16 protein-coding genes are annotated in these 15,188 nt (G+C 61.6%); 2 read left to right on the top strand and 14 right to left on the bottom strand.

What is annotated here, in order from left to right; all coding sequences use genetic code 11:
- Window positions 1–14: 14 nt before the first annotated feature.
- From fabD to AC07RO_RS04090, 4 genes are all read right to left on the bottom strand, one after another.
- Window positions 15–953 carry an ACP S-malonyltransferase gene (gene fabD, locus AC07RO_RS04105; RefSeq protein WP_495008909.1) on the bottom strand — a complete coding sequence of 313 codons (939 nt, stop codon included), beginning with the start codon at window positions 951–953 and terminating at the stop codon, window positions 15–17.
- Between the two features lie 138 nt (window positions 954–1,091).
- The gene (gene plsX / locus AC07RO_RS04100; RefSeq protein WP_192172732.1) at window positions 1,092–2,099 is read right to left on the bottom strand and encodes a phosphate acyltransferase PlsX; all 1,008 of its coding nucleotides are present in this window, start codon (window positions 2,097–2,099) and stop codon (window positions 1,092–1,094) included.
- Between the two features lie 4 nt (window positions 2,100–2,103).
- Window positions 2,104–2,286, bottom strand: a complete 183-nt coding sequence (gene rpmF, locus AC07RO_RS04095) for a 50S ribosomal protein L32 (RefSeq protein WP_003179396.1) — start codon at window positions 2,284–2,286, stop codon at window positions 2,104–2,106.
- Window positions 2,287–2,299: 13 nt separating this feature from the next.
- A complete protein-coding gene (locus AC07RO_RS04090) occupies window positions 2,300–2,827 on the bottom strand; it encodes a YceD family protein (RefSeq protein WP_192172733.1) in 528 nt (175 codons plus the stop codon).
- A gap of 106 nt (window positions 2,828–2,933) precedes the next feature.
- Between AC07RO_RS04090 and AC07RO_RS04085 the strand changes: the two genes are divergently transcribed.
- Window positions 2,934–3,512: a Maf family protein gene (locus AC07RO_RS04085; RefSeq protein ID WP_463582792.1), complete on the top strand. Its 579-nt coding sequence runs from the start codon at window positions 2,934–2,936 to the stop codon at window positions 3,510–3,512.
- A gap of 74 nt (window positions 3,513–3,586) precedes the next feature.
- Here AC07RO_RS04085 and sppA read toward each other — a convergent pair whose 3' ends face one another.
- Genes sppA through rluC form a run of 3 tightly spaced genes read right to left on the bottom strand, consistent with a single transcriptional unit; the run spans window position 3,587 to window position 6,216 of the window.
- On the bottom strand, window positions 3,587–4,579 hold the full coding sequence (sppA, locus tag AC07RO_RS04080; RefSeq protein WP_192172735.1) for a signal peptide peptidase SppA: 993 nt from the start codon (window positions 4,577–4,579) through the stop codon (window positions 3,587–3,589).
- 7 nt (window positions 4,580–4,586) lie between these two features.
- Entirely contained in the window at window positions 4,587–5,267 is a 681-nt protein-coding gene (locus tag AC07RO_RS04075; protein WP_423572748.1) for an HAD-IA family hydrolase, read from the bottom strand.
- Entirely contained in the window at window positions 5,257–6,216 is a 960-nt protein-coding gene (gene rluC / locus AC07RO_RS04070; protein WP_495085322.1) for a 23S rRNA pseudouridine(955/2504/2580) synthase RluC, read from the bottom strand. The genes AC07RO_RS04075 and rluC overlap by 11 nt, the downstream gene beginning before the upstream one ends.
- A gap of 713 nt (window positions 6,217–6,929) precedes the next feature.
- Between rluC and rne the strand changes: the two genes are divergently transcribed.
- Window positions 6,930–10,286 (top strand): ribonuclease E, encoded by a 3,357-nt coding sequence (gene rne / locus AC07RO_RS04065; protein ID WP_495085321.1) that lies wholly within the window; start codon window positions 6,930–6,932, stop codon window positions 10,284–10,286.
- Window positions 10,287–10,353: 67 nt separating this feature from the next.
- On the opposite strand, the gene AC07RO_RS04060 is transcribed toward rne, so the two are convergent.
- From AC07RO_RS04060 to AC07RO_RS04030, 7 genes are all read right to left on the bottom strand, one after another.
- Complete coding sequence (locus AC07RO_RS04060; RefSeq protein ID WP_495085320.1) at window positions 10,354–10,950, bottom strand: nucleotidyltransferase family protein; 597 nt, start codon at window positions 10,948–10,950, stop codon at window positions 10,354–10,356.
- A 62-nt stretch (window positions 10,951–11,012) separates the two neighbouring features.
- Window positions 11,013–12,032 (bottom strand): UDP-N-acetylmuramate dehydrogenase, encoded by a 1,020-nt coding sequence (gene murB, locus AC07RO_RS04055; protein ID WP_495085319.1) that lies wholly within the window; start codon window positions 12,030–12,032, stop codon window positions 11,013–11,015.
- 46 nt (window positions 12,033–12,078) lie between these two features.
- On the bottom strand, window positions 12,079–12,843 hold the full coding sequence (gene kdsB, locus AC07RO_RS04050; RefSeq protein ID WP_192172741.1) for a 3-deoxy-manno-octulosonate cytidylyltransferase: 765 nt from the start codon (window positions 12,841–12,843) through the stop codon (window positions 12,079–12,081).
- On the bottom strand, window positions 12,840–13,025 hold the full coding sequence (locus tag AC07RO_RS04045) for a Trm112 family protein (protein ID WP_071551147.1): 186 nt from the start codon (window positions 13,023–13,025) through the stop codon (window positions 12,840–12,842). Before AC07RO_RS04045 ends, kdsB begins: the two co-directional genes overlap by 4 nt.
- Window positions 13,026–13,042: 17 nt before the next feature.
- Window positions 13,043–14,038, bottom strand: a complete 996-nt coding sequence (gene lpxK, locus AC07RO_RS04040; protein WP_192172742.1) for a tetraacyldisaccharide 4'-kinase — start codon at window positions 14,036–14,038, stop codon at window positions 13,043–13,045.
- On the bottom strand, window positions 14,038–14,469 hold the full coding sequence (locus tag AC07RO_RS04035) for an ExbD/TolR family protein (RefSeq protein ID WP_065993112.1): 432 nt from the start codon (window positions 14,467–14,469) through the stop codon (window positions 14,038–14,040). Before AC07RO_RS04035 ends, lpxK begins: the two co-directional genes overlap by 1 nt.
- A complete protein-coding gene (locus AC07RO_RS04030) occupies window positions 14,466–15,140 on the bottom strand; it encodes a MotA/TolQ/ExbB proton channel family protein (RefSeq protein ID WP_192172743.1) in 675 nt (224 codons plus the stop codon). Before AC07RO_RS04030 ends, AC07RO_RS04035 begins: the two co-directional genes overlap by 4 nt.
- Window positions 15,141–15,188: the final 48 nt, after the last annotated feature.

Here is a 15,188-nt window from a genome sequence, read left to right as displayed (position 1 = left end):
CAGGCGTCTCCTAATCAGGCCAGCGCCGCGCGAGCGGCGGCGAAGGCGTCTGGGGTATTGAGGTTGTGAGTGGTCACGCCATCAGCGCAGCGCTTGTTCAAGCCGGCGAGCACCTTGCCCGGGCCGCACTCGACCAGTTGCAGGGCGCCCTGAGCCGCCAAGGTCTGAATCGATTCGACCCAGCGCACCGGCTTGTACAGCTGCTGCAGCAAATCGGTTTTCAGCGTTTCGAGATCGGACACGACACTCGCAGTGACGTTCTGAACCAGCGGGATCTGCGGCACCTGCCAGTCGATGGCGGCGATGGACTCGGCGAAGCGTTCGGCTGCCGGACGCATCAGTTCGCAGTGGGAAGGCACACTCACCGGCAACGGCAAGGCGCGCTTGGCGCCTTTGGCCTTGCAGACTTCGATGGCGCGCTCCACAGCGGCCTTGGCACCGGCAATCACAACCTGCCCGGGCGAATTGAAATTCACCGCGCTGACCACATCGCCCTGAGCCGCTTCGGCACAGGCGGCTATAACCACCGCATCGTCGAGACCCAGAATGGCCGCCATGCCGCCCTGCCCCGCCGGCACAGCTTCCTGCATTAATTGACCGCGACGCTCGACCAGCTTGACCGCGTCCGCAAGGCTCAGACTGCCGGCCGCGACCAGCGCGCTGTACTCACCCAGACTGTGGCCGGCGACATACGCCGGGCGCACGCCGCCTTCCGCCAGCCACAGGCGCCACAAGGCAATCGATGCAGTGAGGATGGCAGGCTGGGTTTTATCGGTCTGGTTGAGGCTCTCTTCCGGGCCCTGCTGGGTCAGCGCCCAGAGGTCATAGCCCAGCGCAGCGGAAGCTTCTTTGAACGTCTCCAGCACCAGCGGATGCTGCGCGCCCAGCTCGGCCAGCATGCCGAGGGACTGCGAGCCCTGGCCCGGAAAGACAAATGCGACGGAAGCAGACATTAACAAGCCCCTGATTATTCTCGTCAAAATGAGCGTCCGGCGGGCCGAACGCGAGGTAATTCAATGTGTTGCGATGGACAGTTGGATGACCATGCGGTCACAGGCGTCACATTCTAGCCCAAGACTCGCATTGAAGCCTTAAAGCAGATCCTCAAGACGACCGCGCAAGCGCTGCGGGAGGTTTTCCTGAATCTCGATCAGCGCCCGCTGTATCGCGCTCTGGAAACCCTGAGCATCGGCCGAGCCATGACTCTTCACCACGATGCCCTGCAAACCGAGAAAACTGGCACCGTTATGCCGCGCCGGGGCCAGATCGGCCTTGAGCCTGCCGAGTACAGGCCTTGCCATCAAACCCACCAGTCGCGACAACACGTTGCGGCGAAACAACCGCTCAATCCGCTCACCAATCATCAACGCCAGGCCTTCGCTGGACTTCAGCAGCACGTTGCCGACAAAGCCGTCGCAGACCACGACATCCGCCTCACCCCGGTACAGGCCATCCCCTTCGACAAAGCCGATGTAATTCAGCCCCGGTGCGGCCTGCAAAAGACTCGCGGCCAACTTGACTTGCTGGTTGCCCTTGATGTCTTCAGTGCCAACGTTCAGCAGTGCGACTCTGGGTCGCACCACGCCCAGCGCCTCGGCGGCCACCGAACCCATCACGGCGAACTGATAAAGATGTTCGGCGGTACAATCCACGTTCGCACCCAGATCCAGCAACTGGCAATAACCGCGCTGTGTCGGAATCGCGGCCACCATGGCCGGCCGGTCGATACCGGGCAAGGTTTTCAGCACGAAGCGGGACAGCGCCATCAAGGCACCGGTATTGCCTGCACTGACACAGGCGTGGGCCTTGCCATCGGCGAGGAGCCCCAGCGCAACGCGCATCGACGAATCAGGCTTGCCGCGCAAGGCCTGGGACGGACGCTCATCCATGGTGATGATCTCGCTGGCATGCACAACGTGCAGGCGTGAGCGATCGACACCGGAGTGGCGTGCGATGAGTTCTTCAAGAAGGTGGGATTGACCGACGAGGGTCAGGTGCAACGAGGGTGTGGCAAGCAGGCAGGCAATGCTGGCCTGAACAATGTGGCGGGGACCGAAGTCCCCGCCCATTGCATCGATCGCGATGACCGGAGCAGACAAGAAATTACTCGTCAGCGCCCTTGTCGATCACTTTACGGCCACGGTATACGCCTTCTGGCGATACGTGGTGACGCAGGTGAACTTCACCGGTGGTTTTTTCTACAGACAGAGTGCTAGCCTCGAGAGCGTCGTGGGAACGACGCATGTCACGGGCAGAGCGGGATTTTTTGTTCTGCTGAACAGCCATAATTGATTAACTCCTAAACGTTTGGGTCACGCTTTAACTGCGCCAATACACTGAACGGGTTGGACCGCGTTACCTCGTCCTCGCTCGGTTCGGACTCGTTGAGGTCCGCCGGCGGCTGGCATTCTTTCGGATCATGAGTTGGAACAATGGGCAAGGCGAGCAGAAGCTCATCCTCGATCAAAGCCAGCAGATCCATGGGATCTTCGCCGAGTTCCAGCACGTCATAGCCTTTCGGCATCGACTGGGTGTTTGCACCCTCCTTCACCACGGCATAACTGCATTCGCTGTGGATCGGAAAGGTGACCAGCTCAAGACAACGCTGGCAAACCATTTTGACTTCGACGTCAATTGCACTGTGGATAACCACAGCGCGCTGCTCGTCTCGCTCAAAAACGAATTTCGCCTGCACCGTACCGAGATTGTCAGCAAGCGGGTCGCAGAGTCTCTCCAAATCAGCCAGCAGCATCTCTCCCTGAAGAGTAGTGCCACGATCAGCTAATTTGCGCGGGTCAACGTGAGGTGGAATCGGGTCATTCAACATAGGCGCAGCATTCTAGGGACGACCCTGGCGACTGTCAAAGGAAATTCAGGCCTGTTCGCAACCTGACCTGCTGATTACACTCGACTTTCATGTTTCGGAGCTACCCATGCTGCCTCTACTCCTTGCTTCCAGCTCGCCTTACCGCCGTGAATTGCTCGATCGCCTGCGCTTGCCATTCGTCTGTGCGTCGCCTGACATCGACGAAAGCCGCCGGCCGAACGAGCCTGCTATCGACCTTGTGACCCGCCTGGCGCGTGAGAAAGCCATGGCACTGGCCGAACGATTCCCCGACCACCTGATCATCGGGTCAGACCAGGTCGCCGTGCTTGGCGAACAGATCCTTGGCAAGCCCCACACGTTCGAGCGCGCGCTGGAACAGCTGAAGGAGAGCAGCGGCAACAGCGTCAGCTTCCTCACCGGCCTTGCGCTCTTCAACAGCCGCACGGGTCAGTGCCAAGTCGATTGCGTGCCCTTCACCGTGCACATGCGCCAGCTGGACGAGACGCGTATCAGCCGCTACCTCCACGCCGAACAACCCTATGACTGCGCCGGCAGCTTCAAGGCCGAAGGACTGGGCGTCAGCCTCTTTCGCAGCACCGAGGGCGCGGATGCGACCAGCCTGATCGGCCTTCCTTTAATACGCTTGGTGGACATGTTGATGAACGAAGGCATCGAGCTGCCCTGATCTCGACAAAATAAACAGATGCGAAAAGCCCGACCAATGGCCGGGCTTTTCTTCACACGCGAAGGCTGAAGCGATCAGCGCAGGGACGGCCCTTTGAAGCCTGCCCACATTGCGATCTGCTCGGCCACGCTGGCGCCCATCTTTTTGGAGAAACGATCGAACGCCGACTCTTGCACCGTGTAATCGACCATCTCTTTCTCGCCGATGATATCCCGCGCCACATAGCTGGCACTGCCAAGCCCATCGACCAGACCCAGGCCCACCGCCTGCTCGCCTGTCCAGACCAGCCCCGAGAACAGTTCCGGATGGTCCTTGTCTTTCAGGCGATCACCGCGACCCGCCTTCACACTGGCGATGAACTGCTTGTGGGTAGTGTCCAGAACGCCCTGCCAGAAGGCAGTCTCGTCAGGCTTTGGCGGCTGGAACGGATCAAGGAACGCCTTGTGCTCGCCCGACGTGTAGGTACGACGGTCAACACCCAGTTTTTCCATCGTGCCGACGAAACCGAAGCCGGCTGCCGTGACACCGATCGAACCCACCAGACTGGCTTTGTCCGCGTAGATCTGGTCGGCGGCGCTGGCGATGTAATACGCACCGGACGCACCCAGATCAGTGATCACCGCATACACCTTGATGTTCGGCTTCTGCGCGCGCAGACGACGGATTTCGTCGTAGATATAGCCGGACTGCACCGGACTGCCGCCCGGGCTGTTGATGCGCAGAATCACGCCCTTGGTTTTTTCATCTTCAAACGCTTTCCGCAAACTGCCAACGATGTTGTCGGCGCTGGCCGCCTCGGTGTCGGCAATCATGCCCTTCACTTCGATCAGCGCAGTGTGACTGGTGCTGCGTGAAGCGCCCTTGCCGAAATCCATCAGCGGCGAGAACAGTGCCAGTGCGCCGAACAGATAAAGAAAGGTCAGGGATTTGAAGAAGATCCCCCAGCGCCGCGACCGACGCTGCTCCTGCACGCTGGCGAGCAGGGTCTTTTCCAGCAGTTTCCAGCTTTTTGCATCCCCTGCGTCGTCGCGCTCTGGCGAAGACGGAGATTTCCATTCGTCCGACATAGATCAGTTACCCCAACAACGAAGTTTCAGCAGTCCGCGCACCCAACCAGGTGCGCAATTCGGAAAAGTGCTCGATCGCCAGACGCGGCTGGTATTGAAGCAGGGAGCCAAGCGCTTGCGCGCCGTACCCGACAGCCACCGAATCCATTCCGGCGTTACGCGCCATCAGCAGATCGAACGAAGCGTCGCCAACCATCAGCGCCTTTTCAGGCCTGACGCCGCAATGCTGCAGGATTTCATTGAGCATCAGCGGATCGGGCTTGCTGGCCGTTTCATCCGCTGCGCGGGTGGCGTCGAAGAAGTCGGTCCAGCCGTGCGCCTTCAACACCCGATCCAGACCACGCCGGGCCTTGCCGGTGGCGACCGCCAGGCGATAGCCCTCGTCACGAAACGCCTCCAGCGACTCACGCACCCCGTCGAACAGTTTCGAGGGCTCAACGTCCATGGCCATGTAACGGTCGGCATAGTGCTGCCGGAAATCGATCAGGTCATTGGCCGTGATATCCGGGTACAGCGTGCGAATCGCTTCCGGCAAACCCAGACCAATAATGCCCTTGATCGCTGCATCGTCGCGCACCGGACGACCGGCAAGCTGTGCGGCGGCTTGCATCGCGTCGACGATACGACCGATGGAATCGGACAGCGTGCCGTCCCAGTCGAAGATCAGCAGTTCGTAATCAGGGCGCAAGCAGCAATCGCTCCACGGTCTTGGCCCACATCTCGTCGACGGGCGCTTCGAGTTTCAACTCGCCACCATCCGGCAGCGGCACGGTCAGGGCATAGGCGTGCAGGAACAGACGCTTGCCGCCGAGATCACGAATTTCGCGGCTGAAATCTTCATCGCCGTACTTAGGGTCACCGGCGATGCAGTGGCCGGCATGTAAGGCGTGGACGCGAATCTGGTGGGTACGGCCGGTAATGGGCCGGGCTTCGACCATGGTGGCGAAGTCGCCGAAGCGGCGCAGCACCTTGAACAGGGTCAGCGCCTCCTTGCCCTCCTCATTGACCTCGACCATGCGCTCGCCGGAGCGAAGATTGCTCTTGAGCAACGGTGCCCGGACCTGCTTCTGCGCGGTGGGCCAGTTTCCGCGGACCAGCGCCATGTAACGCTTGTCCACGCCGTCGCCGCGCAACTGTTCGTGCAGGTGACGCAACATGCTGCGTTTCTTGGCGATCATCAGCAGCCCGGAGGTGTCGCGGTCCAGACGGTGGACCAGTTCCAGCTCCTTGGCGTCGGGACGCAGCTGACGAAAGGCTTCGATGACGCCAAAGCTCAAGCCGCTGCCACCGTGAACCGCGATGCCTGCGGGCTTGTTGAGGACGATCAGGCCTTTGTCTTCATGGACAATGGCGGCCTCAAGACGCTGCAGCAAACCCTGGGCAACCGGCACAGGTTCGTCGCGCTCAGGCACTCGAACGGGTGGGACGCGCACGACATCGCCCTCCTGAAGCTTGTACTCGGGCTTGATCCGGCCCTTGTTCACACGCACTTCGCCCTTGCGCAAAATGCGGTAAATCAAGGTCTTGGGAACGCCCTTGAGGTACGTGATCAGAAAGTTATCGATGCGCTGACCGGCAAATTCCGGCGCAACCTCTACCAGCCGGACGCCGGGGGTTGGGGGGGTAAGATTTGTCATGGCGCAAATCATAACAATTTTTTATGGATTTGAAGCACTTAATGATTGCTGCTATAGTCGCGAACGCCGCCAAAAGCGGCCTGGACAGCGGACAAACGGTATGACAGCCGGCCCTGCCCAACGCAATTCACGAGGGCGCGAGGCCGTCCTACGGGGCTTTCGGTGACAACGGAAGATATGCAAGCGTAACGAGCGCAGGTGACATGAGGCCTGAAACAAGCCCGATCGCAGAGTGAGTCACTCGCCATCGAGGCCCACGTTCAAGGCCAGTTCACAAAGTGCAGTCGCTGGCAGTCGCTCCGGGCGAATGCTTCGGAAACCATGCCTTATTTGAGCCATGACGCGCGGACTTCCCATGGAAGATCGCGATAAATGCAACCCGCTGCGGATTCAGCGCGCGGCAGCACCCGAATTATCAGGGATACGTGTGGGGTGGAGACGCACAACCGTCGGACTGTGTAGCACAAGGCTTTATTCAAGACGCTTCATATCGTCCGCTACCGATGGTTGATTCCTCCTCCTGACAAAGCTTTTGCTGACAGGGTGTCATTTGTCACCACAGCAAGCAGGAACGTCGTCGCGACTCGGCCCCGCTGGCCGAACCTCGTTAGACACTGGAGTGTTCAAGCACTCCTGACGTGCCCTGACACCGACCGTGAGAAGTCGTGTGTGCCGAACGCCGTTTCCGGCAGCCCGGAAACCGACGGTACTACATGAAAAGAATGCTGATTAACGCAACTCAACCCGAAGAGTTGCGTGTTGCGCTGGTAGACGGCCAGCGCCTCTACGACCTGGACATCGAATCCGGGGCCCGCGAACAGAAGAAGGCCAACATCTACAAAGGCCGGATCACGCGTATCGAACCCAGCCTTGAAGCCGCGTTTGTCGACTTCGGCTCCGAGCGTCACGGTTTTCTGCCGCTGAAAGAAATCTCCCGCGAATACTTCAAGAAGTCGCCCGAAGGCCGCGTCAACATCAAGGACGTCCTGAGCGAAGGCCAGGAAGTCATCGTTCAGGTCGAGAAAGAAGAGCGCGGCAACAAGGGCGCTGCCCTGACCACGTTCATCAGCCTCGCAGGCCGCTATCTGGTCCTGATGCCGAACAACCCGCGCGCCGGCGGCATTTCTCGTCGTATCGAAGGCGAAGAGCGCAACGAACTGCGTGAAGCGCTGAACGGCCTGATCGCCCCTGCCGACATGGGTCTGATCGTTCGCACTGCCGGCCTTGGCCGCAGCAGCGAAGAAATGCAGTGGGACCTCGATTACCTGCTGCAACTGTGGACCGCGATCAAAGAGGCTTCCCTCGACCGCTCCGCGCCCTTCCTGATCTATCAGGAAAGCAACGTCATCATCCGCGCCATCCGCGACTATCTGCGCCAGGACATCGGCGAAGTGCTGATCGACAGCGTCGAAGCCCAGGAAGAAGCGCTGACGTTCATCCGTCAGGTGATGCCGCAGTACGCCAGCAAGATCAAGCTCTACGAAGACAGCGTTCCGCTGTTCAACCGTTTCCAGATCGAAAGCCAGATCGAAACCGCCTTCCAGCGCGTCGTCGAACTGCCTTCCGGTGGCTCCATCGTCATCGATCCGACCGAAGCACTGGTGTCCATCGACATCAACTCGGCGCGCGCCACCAAAGGCAGCGACATCGAAGAGACCGCCCTGCAGACCAACCTTGAAGCGGCTGAGGAAATCGCCCGTCAACTGCGTCTGCGCGACATCGGCGGCCTGATCGTCATCGACTTCATCGACATGACCCCGGCCAAGAACCAGCGCGCTGTGGAAGAAAAGGTCCGTGAAAGCCTCGAGGCCGACCGTGCCCGCGTTCAGGTCGGTCGCATCTCGCGCTTCGGCCTGCTGGAAATGTCCCGTCAGCGTCTGCGTCCATCCCTGGGTGAGAGCAGCGGCATTGTCTGCCCGCGTTGCAACGGCACCGGCATCATCCGTGACGTTGAATCGCTGTCCCTGGCAATCCTGCGCCTGATTGAAGAAGAAGCCCTGAAAGACCGCACGGCCGAAGTGCGCGCTCAAGTGCCGATCCCGGTCGCTGCGTTCCTGCTCAACGAAAAACGCAACTCGATCACCAAGATCGAACTGCGCACACGCGCGCGCATTATCATCCTGCCGAACGACCATCTCGAAACCCCGCACTTCGAAGTGCAGCGTCTGCGTGATGACAGTCCGGAAGCCCACAGCCTGCAGACCAGCTATGAAATCGCTGCCGCTGCTGCTGAAGTGGAAGAAGTTGCACCGCCTGCCGCTGCTACCCGCACCCTGGTTCGCCAGGAAGCGGCAGTCAAGACCGCTCCGGCCCGTGCCAACGCACCGGTTCCGGTTGAAGCCGCTGCACCGGTTGCCGCTGCCCCTGCACCGGTTGCCCACGAGCCAAGCTTGTTCAAAGGCTTGGTGAAGTCGCTGGTCAGCCTGTTCGCTTCCAAGGAAGAGCCTGCCGCTGCCGCACCTGCCGCCGTGGTAGAAAAACCGGCTGCCGAGCGTCCTGCGCGCAACGATGAGCGTCGTAATGGCCGTCAGCAGAGCCGCAGCCGTAACGGCCGTCGTGACGAAGAACGCAAGCCGCGTGAAGAACGTGCGCCGCGTGCCGATCGCGAAGAACGCGCACCCCGTGAAGAACGTGCCCCACGTGAGGAGCGCGCGCCTCGTGAAGAGCGTGCACCGCGCGAGCCGCGCGAAGCCCGTGAAGAAACCACTGCGCCGCGTGAAGAGCGTCAGGCCCGTGCGCCTCGCGAAGAGCGTCAGCCACGTGCTGCCCGTGAAGACCGCAAGCCGCGTGAAGAGCGTGTGCGTGAACTGCGTGAGCCGATCGACGCCGCACCGGCTGTCAACCTGCCCCGCGAAGAACGCCCTGAGCGCGCCCCGCGTGAAGAGCGTCAGCCGCGTGCGCCGCGTGAAGAGCGTCAACCACGCGCCGAACAGGCTGTAGTGGCTGCTGAAGACGAAACCCTGCTGACCAGCGAAGAGCAGCAGGATGACAACCAGGAGCACGCCGAAGGCGATCGCCCTCGTCGTCGTTCACGTGGTCAGCGTCGTCGCAGCAACCGTCGTGAGCGCCAGCGTGATGCCAATGGCAATGAAATCGAAGGCAGCGAAGGCGTTGAGGGTTCGGAGGGTTCTGAAGCCCACGACGGCGAAAGCAATGAGCACAGTCATGAGTCCCATGACGAAGTGCACGCGAACGCCGACCGTGGCGATGTCGCTGCCGGTGCAAGCGTTGCTGCCGTAGCGGAGCGCGTCATCAGCGCCACCGCCGAAGCCGATGCCCACCGTCAGGCTGAACGTGCGAACACGTCCGTTGAAGCCCGCGCGACTGAAGCAGCACCGGTGGCTCAGGCCTCCGAAGCAGCGCCAGAAGCGCCCGCCGTCGAGTCCCCTGCCCCTGAAGCCAAGCGCTCGGTGATGCCGGAAGTGGAAGTGGCAACATTCGACGCCTCACTGAGCCCGTTCGAACGCCAGGTGAAAGCCGCCGCTGAAGCTGAATCGACCGACACGCCAGCCAGTGCCGAGACTTCGGTCGCTGTTGAAGCGCCAGCGGTTGTGGAAGCCCCGGCCTTTATGCCGACTCCTGCGCTGGTGCATGAGGCGGTTGAAGTCGCCGTGGCTGAGCCGGTTCACGTTGTTGAGCCTGTTAAAGCCGAGCATGTCCAGGCTGCTGAGCCTGTTCAGACGGCCGAGCCTGCCGAAGCGTCTGAGCTCGTTCAGATCTCTGAACCTGCTCAAGCCGCCGAGCCAGTGCACGCCAAGGCCTCGGTAATCGACGCGCCGACCGTGGTTGAACCCGTTGCTCAGCAGCCTGTGGCCGCTGAACCGGTCATCGCGCCAGCCGTAGAAGCGCCAGCTCAGACTGCAGCGCCGGAAATCGTCGCTGCGCCAGTCGCTGTCGAACCTCCTCAAGTGCCGGTTGCAGAACCGGCCAAAGAAGAGACGCCTGCGCTGCCGGTTGCCAGCAATGGCCGTGCACCGAATGATCCCCGTGAAGTGCGCCGCCGTCGTCTGGAAGCCGAGCGTCAGCAGAAAGAGGCCCAAGCCTCGGATGAGCCTAAACCGCTCGTTTAATCGGCGGTAACTAAAAAGCCCCACCTGTGTAAGCAGGTGGGGCTTTTTTATGCCTGGAGGTTTGAAATCAGCCGGGTTGAAAGATCAGCGCAGCAGGCACGTCCACGTCCCACAACACACCTGGATCGTCAACCTCGATCTCCTTGATCCGCGCGCCCTGGAAAAGCCGTTTGGCGCCCTTCTCCCCGGCAAGTGCCATGAGCGCCGGCCCGAACGCACGACCAAAAGCGACGGGGTGCCCATACCGCCCGCCATGGACCGGTACGCTGATGGCGTCGTCCTCTACCGAGCAGGCCACGCGCTCGAGTGTGTCAGCATGAATGAAGGGCATGTCGCCCAACGCAATCAACCAGCCGCAATGAGCAGGCTCCGCCGAAACGGCAGCAGCGATGCTGTCGCCCATGCCAGGGGAATCCAGCACCACCACTTCACAGCCGTGACGCAGGCCCAACTCGGCCACGCTGCAGTAATCGGCTCGTGTCAGAAGGACGGTTTTATCGGCGAGGGTTTTTACGTGGGCAAGCACCTGCTCCAGCACCGATCGCTCCGCACCGTCACGCCCGATGCATTGCGCCAGCAGCTTGTTGCGGTGGTCACCGGCAACCGCTCGATAGCGACTGCCGAGGCCCGCCGCCAGCACGACGGCACACAGCGTTTCACTCATGTTCAACCCTCATGGGATACACGCTGACTGAAACTCAAACCGGAAGAGGACGGATCCCACGGTCAATACAGGTTAGGCTCCATCTCAAGCGCAACGCCGAAGCGCTCGAGGATGTCCGCCTGAATCCGCTGCGCGAGACCGAGCAATTGCCCGCCCGATGCCTGGCCGTAATTGACCAGCACCAGCGACTGCAACGCGTGAACGCCGGCGTCACCATCACGAAAGCCCTTCCAGCCCGCCTGCTCGATCAACCAGCCGGCCGCCAGTTTTACCTGACCATCAGCCTGAGGGTAGCCGACCACGCCAGGGTGCGTGCGTTTGATGACAGCCACACGCTCGGCGGACACCAGAGGGTTCTTGAAGAAGCTCCCCGCGTTGCCCAGCGTCGCGGGGTCCGGCAGTTTTTCGCTGCGAATGGCGCAGATCGCCCGGCTCACGTGGATCGGCGAGGGCTCTTTGATGCCCTGCTCTTCCAGCCGCTGACGCACCGGACCGTAATCGAGATGCAGGCTCGCCGAGTAACTGAGCTTGAAGCGAACCCGCAGGATCAGCCAGCGGTTTGGCTGACGCTTGAACAGGCTGTCCCGGTAACCGAACGCACAGTCGGCCAGGGCAAATTCCCGCAGCTCGCCGTTGTGTCGATCGATCGCGGTCAGGCTGTGGAAAACATCCTTGAGTTCAACGCCATAGGCGCCGATGTTTTGCATCGGTGCAGCGCCGACGGTGCCCGGGATCAGGCTGAGGTTTTCCAGCCCGGCCAGTCCCTGAGCGAGCGTGTCCTGGACGAAAGGATGCCAGGGCTCTCCCGCCTCCGCTTCAACAATGGCGCCGCTGCAATCCTCGTGGGTGATGCGGATGCCACGGCTGGCCATGCGCAACACGAGGGCATCGACGTCACGGGTCAGCAGCAGGTTGCTGCCGCCGCCGATGACCATCAGCGGCACGTCGTGGCTGGCCGAATACGCGAGGGCCTCGCGCACGTCGTCGTCGCTGAACGCCTCGGCAAAACGCCGGGCACGCACAGCCACGCCGAAGGTGTTGTAGGGCTTGAGAGACACGTCGTGCTGCACATTCAGCGTCATGGGTGCATCCGCGAAAACAGTGGAAGAGTGACCAGACCCATGCCCATCAACCCTCCAGCAGACGACGAACGCGTTCCAGGTCTTCGGCGGTGTCGACGCCGGCCGGTGGCGCTTCAAGGGCATCGGCCACGTGAATGCGCACGCCGTGCCAGAGCGCACGCAACTGCTCGAGGTTTTCGGTGTTTTCCAGCCAGCATGGGCCCCAGCTGACGAAGTCGTGGAGGAACCCGGCGCGGTAGGCATAAATGCCGATGTGACGGCGATACGGCACGCCTTCCGGCAGCTCGTCGCGGGTCTTCGCCAGCGCATCGCGAGCCCAGGGCAGCGGCGCGCGGCTGAAGGTCAGCGCCAGGCCGTTGAGGTCCGAGCAGACCTTGACCACATTGGGATTGAACAGTGATGCCACGTCCTCGATCGGCTCGGCGAGGGTCGACATGCGCGCTTCGGGGTGTGCGGCGAGATTGTCGGCAACCTGATCGATCACGGCGGGCGGGATCATCGGCTCGTCGCCCTGGACGTTGACCACGATGGCGTCGTCGGCCAGACCCAGCTTGGCGGCGACTTCAGCCAGGCGGTCGGTCCCGGAGTTGTGATCGTCGCGGGTCATCAGCACTTCGGCGCCGAACGACTGGCAGGCGTCGACGATGCGCTGATCGTCAGTGGCAACCACCACGCGCTCTGCGCTGCTTTTGCACGCCTGTTCCCAGACGTGCTGGATCATCGGCTTGCCGGCGATGGTTTTCAGCGGCTTGCCCGGAAAGCGACTGGAGCCGTAGCGTGCCGGAATGACAACGGTGAACGCTGCGGTCATTTGTCCAGACGCTCGTCGGCGGTGAGGGTGCGCGCTTCGCTTTCCAGCATCACCGGGATGCCGTCGCGGATCGGATAGGCAAGGCCGGCGCCTTTGCTGATCAGCTCGGTTTTATCGGCGCTGAGCTTGAGGGGACCCTTGCAGATCGGGCAGGCAAGAATGTCGAGCAATTTGGTGTCCATAAGAGATCCTGAGCGAGTCATGGCAAAAGACGGGTTAACTGCGAATCGAACCAACTGACGAACGCCGGCGAAGGCGCGGCTTCCACGGCCAGATACCACCAGTCCGGCGCGGCGAAGGAGGCGCATTTGACGGCGTCCTTCTCGGTCATGACCACGGGCAATGCCGGAGTGAACGACAGGGATTGGGCACTGAACACGGCGTGGTCGGCGAACGCATGTGGAACAGGCCGCCAGTGTAGTCCTTCGAGGGTGTTGAAGAAACGTTGTGGATTACCGATGCCGGCCACTGCGTGGACCTGCTGACCGGGCAGGAAATGATCGACCGGCCGGCGTTCACCGGTGACCAGGTTGACCAGCGTGGAGGGCTTGAGCTGAAACCCAAAGCCGTCTTCGCGATCAGCGCCCGCGCCGTTGTACAGCAGCGCATCTACGCTTTGCAGCCGCTCGACTGGTTCGCGCAACGGGCCCGCCGGCAGGCAGCGGTGATTGCCAAGCCCGCGAACGGCATCGATCAGCACCAGTTCGAGGTCGCGGTTCAGGCGATAGTGCTGCAGGCCGTCGTCGGAAAGAATGAGGTCGAGGGGCTCTTCAGCCAGCAAGGCGCGCACGGCTTGCGAGCGGTCCGGGTCGATCATCAGTGGCACGCCGGTGCGATTGACGATCAGCAGCGGTTCATCGCCCGCGTGCTCGGCAGTCTGTTGCGGCACTACGCGCCAGGGCAGGCTCGGCGGCTTGGCGCCGTAGCCGCGACTGACCACACCGACGCGCAGGCCGCGCGCCCGGCAATGATCGATCATCCAGAGAATCAGCGGCGTCTTGCCGGTGCCGCCGATGGTGATATTGCCGACGACAACGACCGGAACGGGCGCTTTATAGATGTCGCCCTGCCCTGCGAGGAAACGCGCGCGCTTACGGTTCACCACGCGTCGGTACAGGCATTCGAGCGGGCGCAATAACACCAGCGCCGGATGGCCGTTGTACCAGGCGTCGAGCAGTCGGTCAGTGAATGCCATCAGTTAGCCGATGCGGCCTCGACGGTGGTCATGCGCAAATGAGCGAAACCGAGTTTGCCGGCAGCATCCATGGCGGTAATCACCGCCTGATGGGGGGTCTTGCCGTCAGCGCTGATCGACAGCGGCAGGCTGGTGTCGCCCTCGGACTCCTTCTGCAAGGCATCAATCAGGGTTTCCAGCTTGCTGTCGCCCAGCAGCGTGTTGTTCACAGAGTAAACACCGTCGGCATTGATGGTGATGTCGAGGTGCTTTTTGTCGACATCATCGGCCGAGGCACCGGTCACAGCCTGGGGCAGGTCGACGCGCAGCTGGGTTTCCCGGGTGAACGTGGTGGTCACGACAAAGAACAGCAGCAGGATGAACACGACGTCGATCAGCGACACCAGATTGATGTCGATGGTCTCCCTGGGCTTGCGACGGCGGAATTTCACTTCTTCTTGCCCTCGCCACGCGCGGCAGCCTTGATGTCCGGCTTGGCGTCGGTCAGATCGACGTCACGATCGCCCTGCACGACTTCCACCAGCTTGATGGCTTCCTGTTCCATGCCGACGACCAGTTCATCCACGCGGCTTTGCAGGTAGCGGTGAAAGAAAATTGCTGGAATCGCTACGGTCAGGCCAGAGGCGGTGCAGATGAGTGCCTTGCCAATACCGCCGGCGAGCATGCCTGCGTTGCCGGTCATGCCGCTGCTGGTGAACGAGCTGAAGATGTCGATCATGCCGAGCACGGTGCCCAGCAGACCCAGCAGCGGGGCCATGGCAGCGATGGTGCCGAGTGTTGCCAGATAGCGTTCGAGCTCGTGAATGACCCGGGCTGCGGCCTCCTCGATGCACTCTTTCATGATCTCGCGGCCATGACGGGAATTGGCGAGGCCTGCGGCGAGGATTTCACCCAATGGCGAATCGGCGCGCAGCTCCTTGAGCTTTTCGGCGCTCAGCTGGTTGTCCTGAATCCAGCGCCACACCTGGCCGAGCAAATGCGGCGGCGTGATGCGGCTGGCGCGCAGGGTCCAGAGGCGTTCAATGATGATTCCGACGGCGGCGATGGAACTCAAAATGATCGGTAGCATCATCCAGCCACCTGATTTGACCAGCTCCCACACAGCGACCACCCCCTCAAAAAAAGTGGCGCCACTCTAACATAGCGTCGG

The sequence above is a fragment of the Pseudomonas sp. GW821-FHT07F05 genome (assembly GCF_059418765.1).
The sequence above is the reverse complement of the archived record's forward strand: the minus strand, read 5'-3'. Positions and strand labels throughout refer to the sequence as shown.

Excerpts from the sequence above, each read along its gene's own strand:
- AC07RO_RS04085 (WP_463582792.1), top strand. The coding sequence starts at position 2,934 with ATGCTGCCTCTACTCCTTGCTTCCAGCTCGCCTTACCGCCGTGAATTG.
- AC07RO_RS04060 (WP_495085320.1), bottom strand. The coding sequence starts at position 10,950 with ATGAGTGAAACGCTGTGTGCCGTCGTGCTGGCGGCGGGCCTCGGCAGT.
- fabD (WP_495008909.1), bottom strand. The coding sequence starts at position 953 with ATGTCTGCTTCCGTCGCATTTGTCTTTCCGGGCCAGGGCTCGCAGTCC.
- AC07RO_RS04090 (WP_192172733.1), bottom strand. The coding sequence starts at position 2,827 with ATGTTGAATGACCCGATTCCACCTCACGTTGACCCGCGCAAATTAGCT.
- rpmF (WP_003179396.1), bottom strand. The coding sequence starts at position 2,286 with ATGGCTGTTCAGCAGAACAAAAAATCCCGCTCTGCCCGTGACATGCGT.
- kdsB (WP_192172741.1), bottom strand. The coding sequence starts at position 12,843 with ATGACCGCAGCGTTCACCGTTGTCATTCCGGCACGCTACGGCTCCAGT.
- rluC (WP_495085322.1), bottom strand. The coding sequence starts at position 6,216 with ATGACAAATCTTACCCCCCCAACCCCCGGCGTCCGGCTGGTAGAGGTT.
- sppA (WP_192172735.1), bottom strand. The coding sequence starts at position 4,579 with ATGTCGGACGAATGGAAATCTCCGTCTTCGCCAGAGCGCGACGACGCA.
- AC07RO_RS04045 (WP_071551147.1), bottom strand. The coding sequence starts at position 13,025 with ATGGACACCAAATTGCTCGACATTCTTGCCTGCCCGATCTGCAAGGGT.
- lpxK (WP_192172742.1), bottom strand. The coding sequence starts at position 14,038 with ATGGCATTCACTGACCGACTGCTCGACGCCTGGTACAACGGCCATCCG.
- murB (WP_495085319.1), bottom strand. The coding sequence starts at position 12,032 with ATGACGCTGAATGTGCAGCACGACGTGTCTCTCAAGCCCTACAACACC.
- rne (WP_495085321.1), top strand. The coding sequence starts at position 6,930 with ATGAAAAGAATGCTGATTAACGCAACTCAACCCGAAGAGTTGCGTGTT.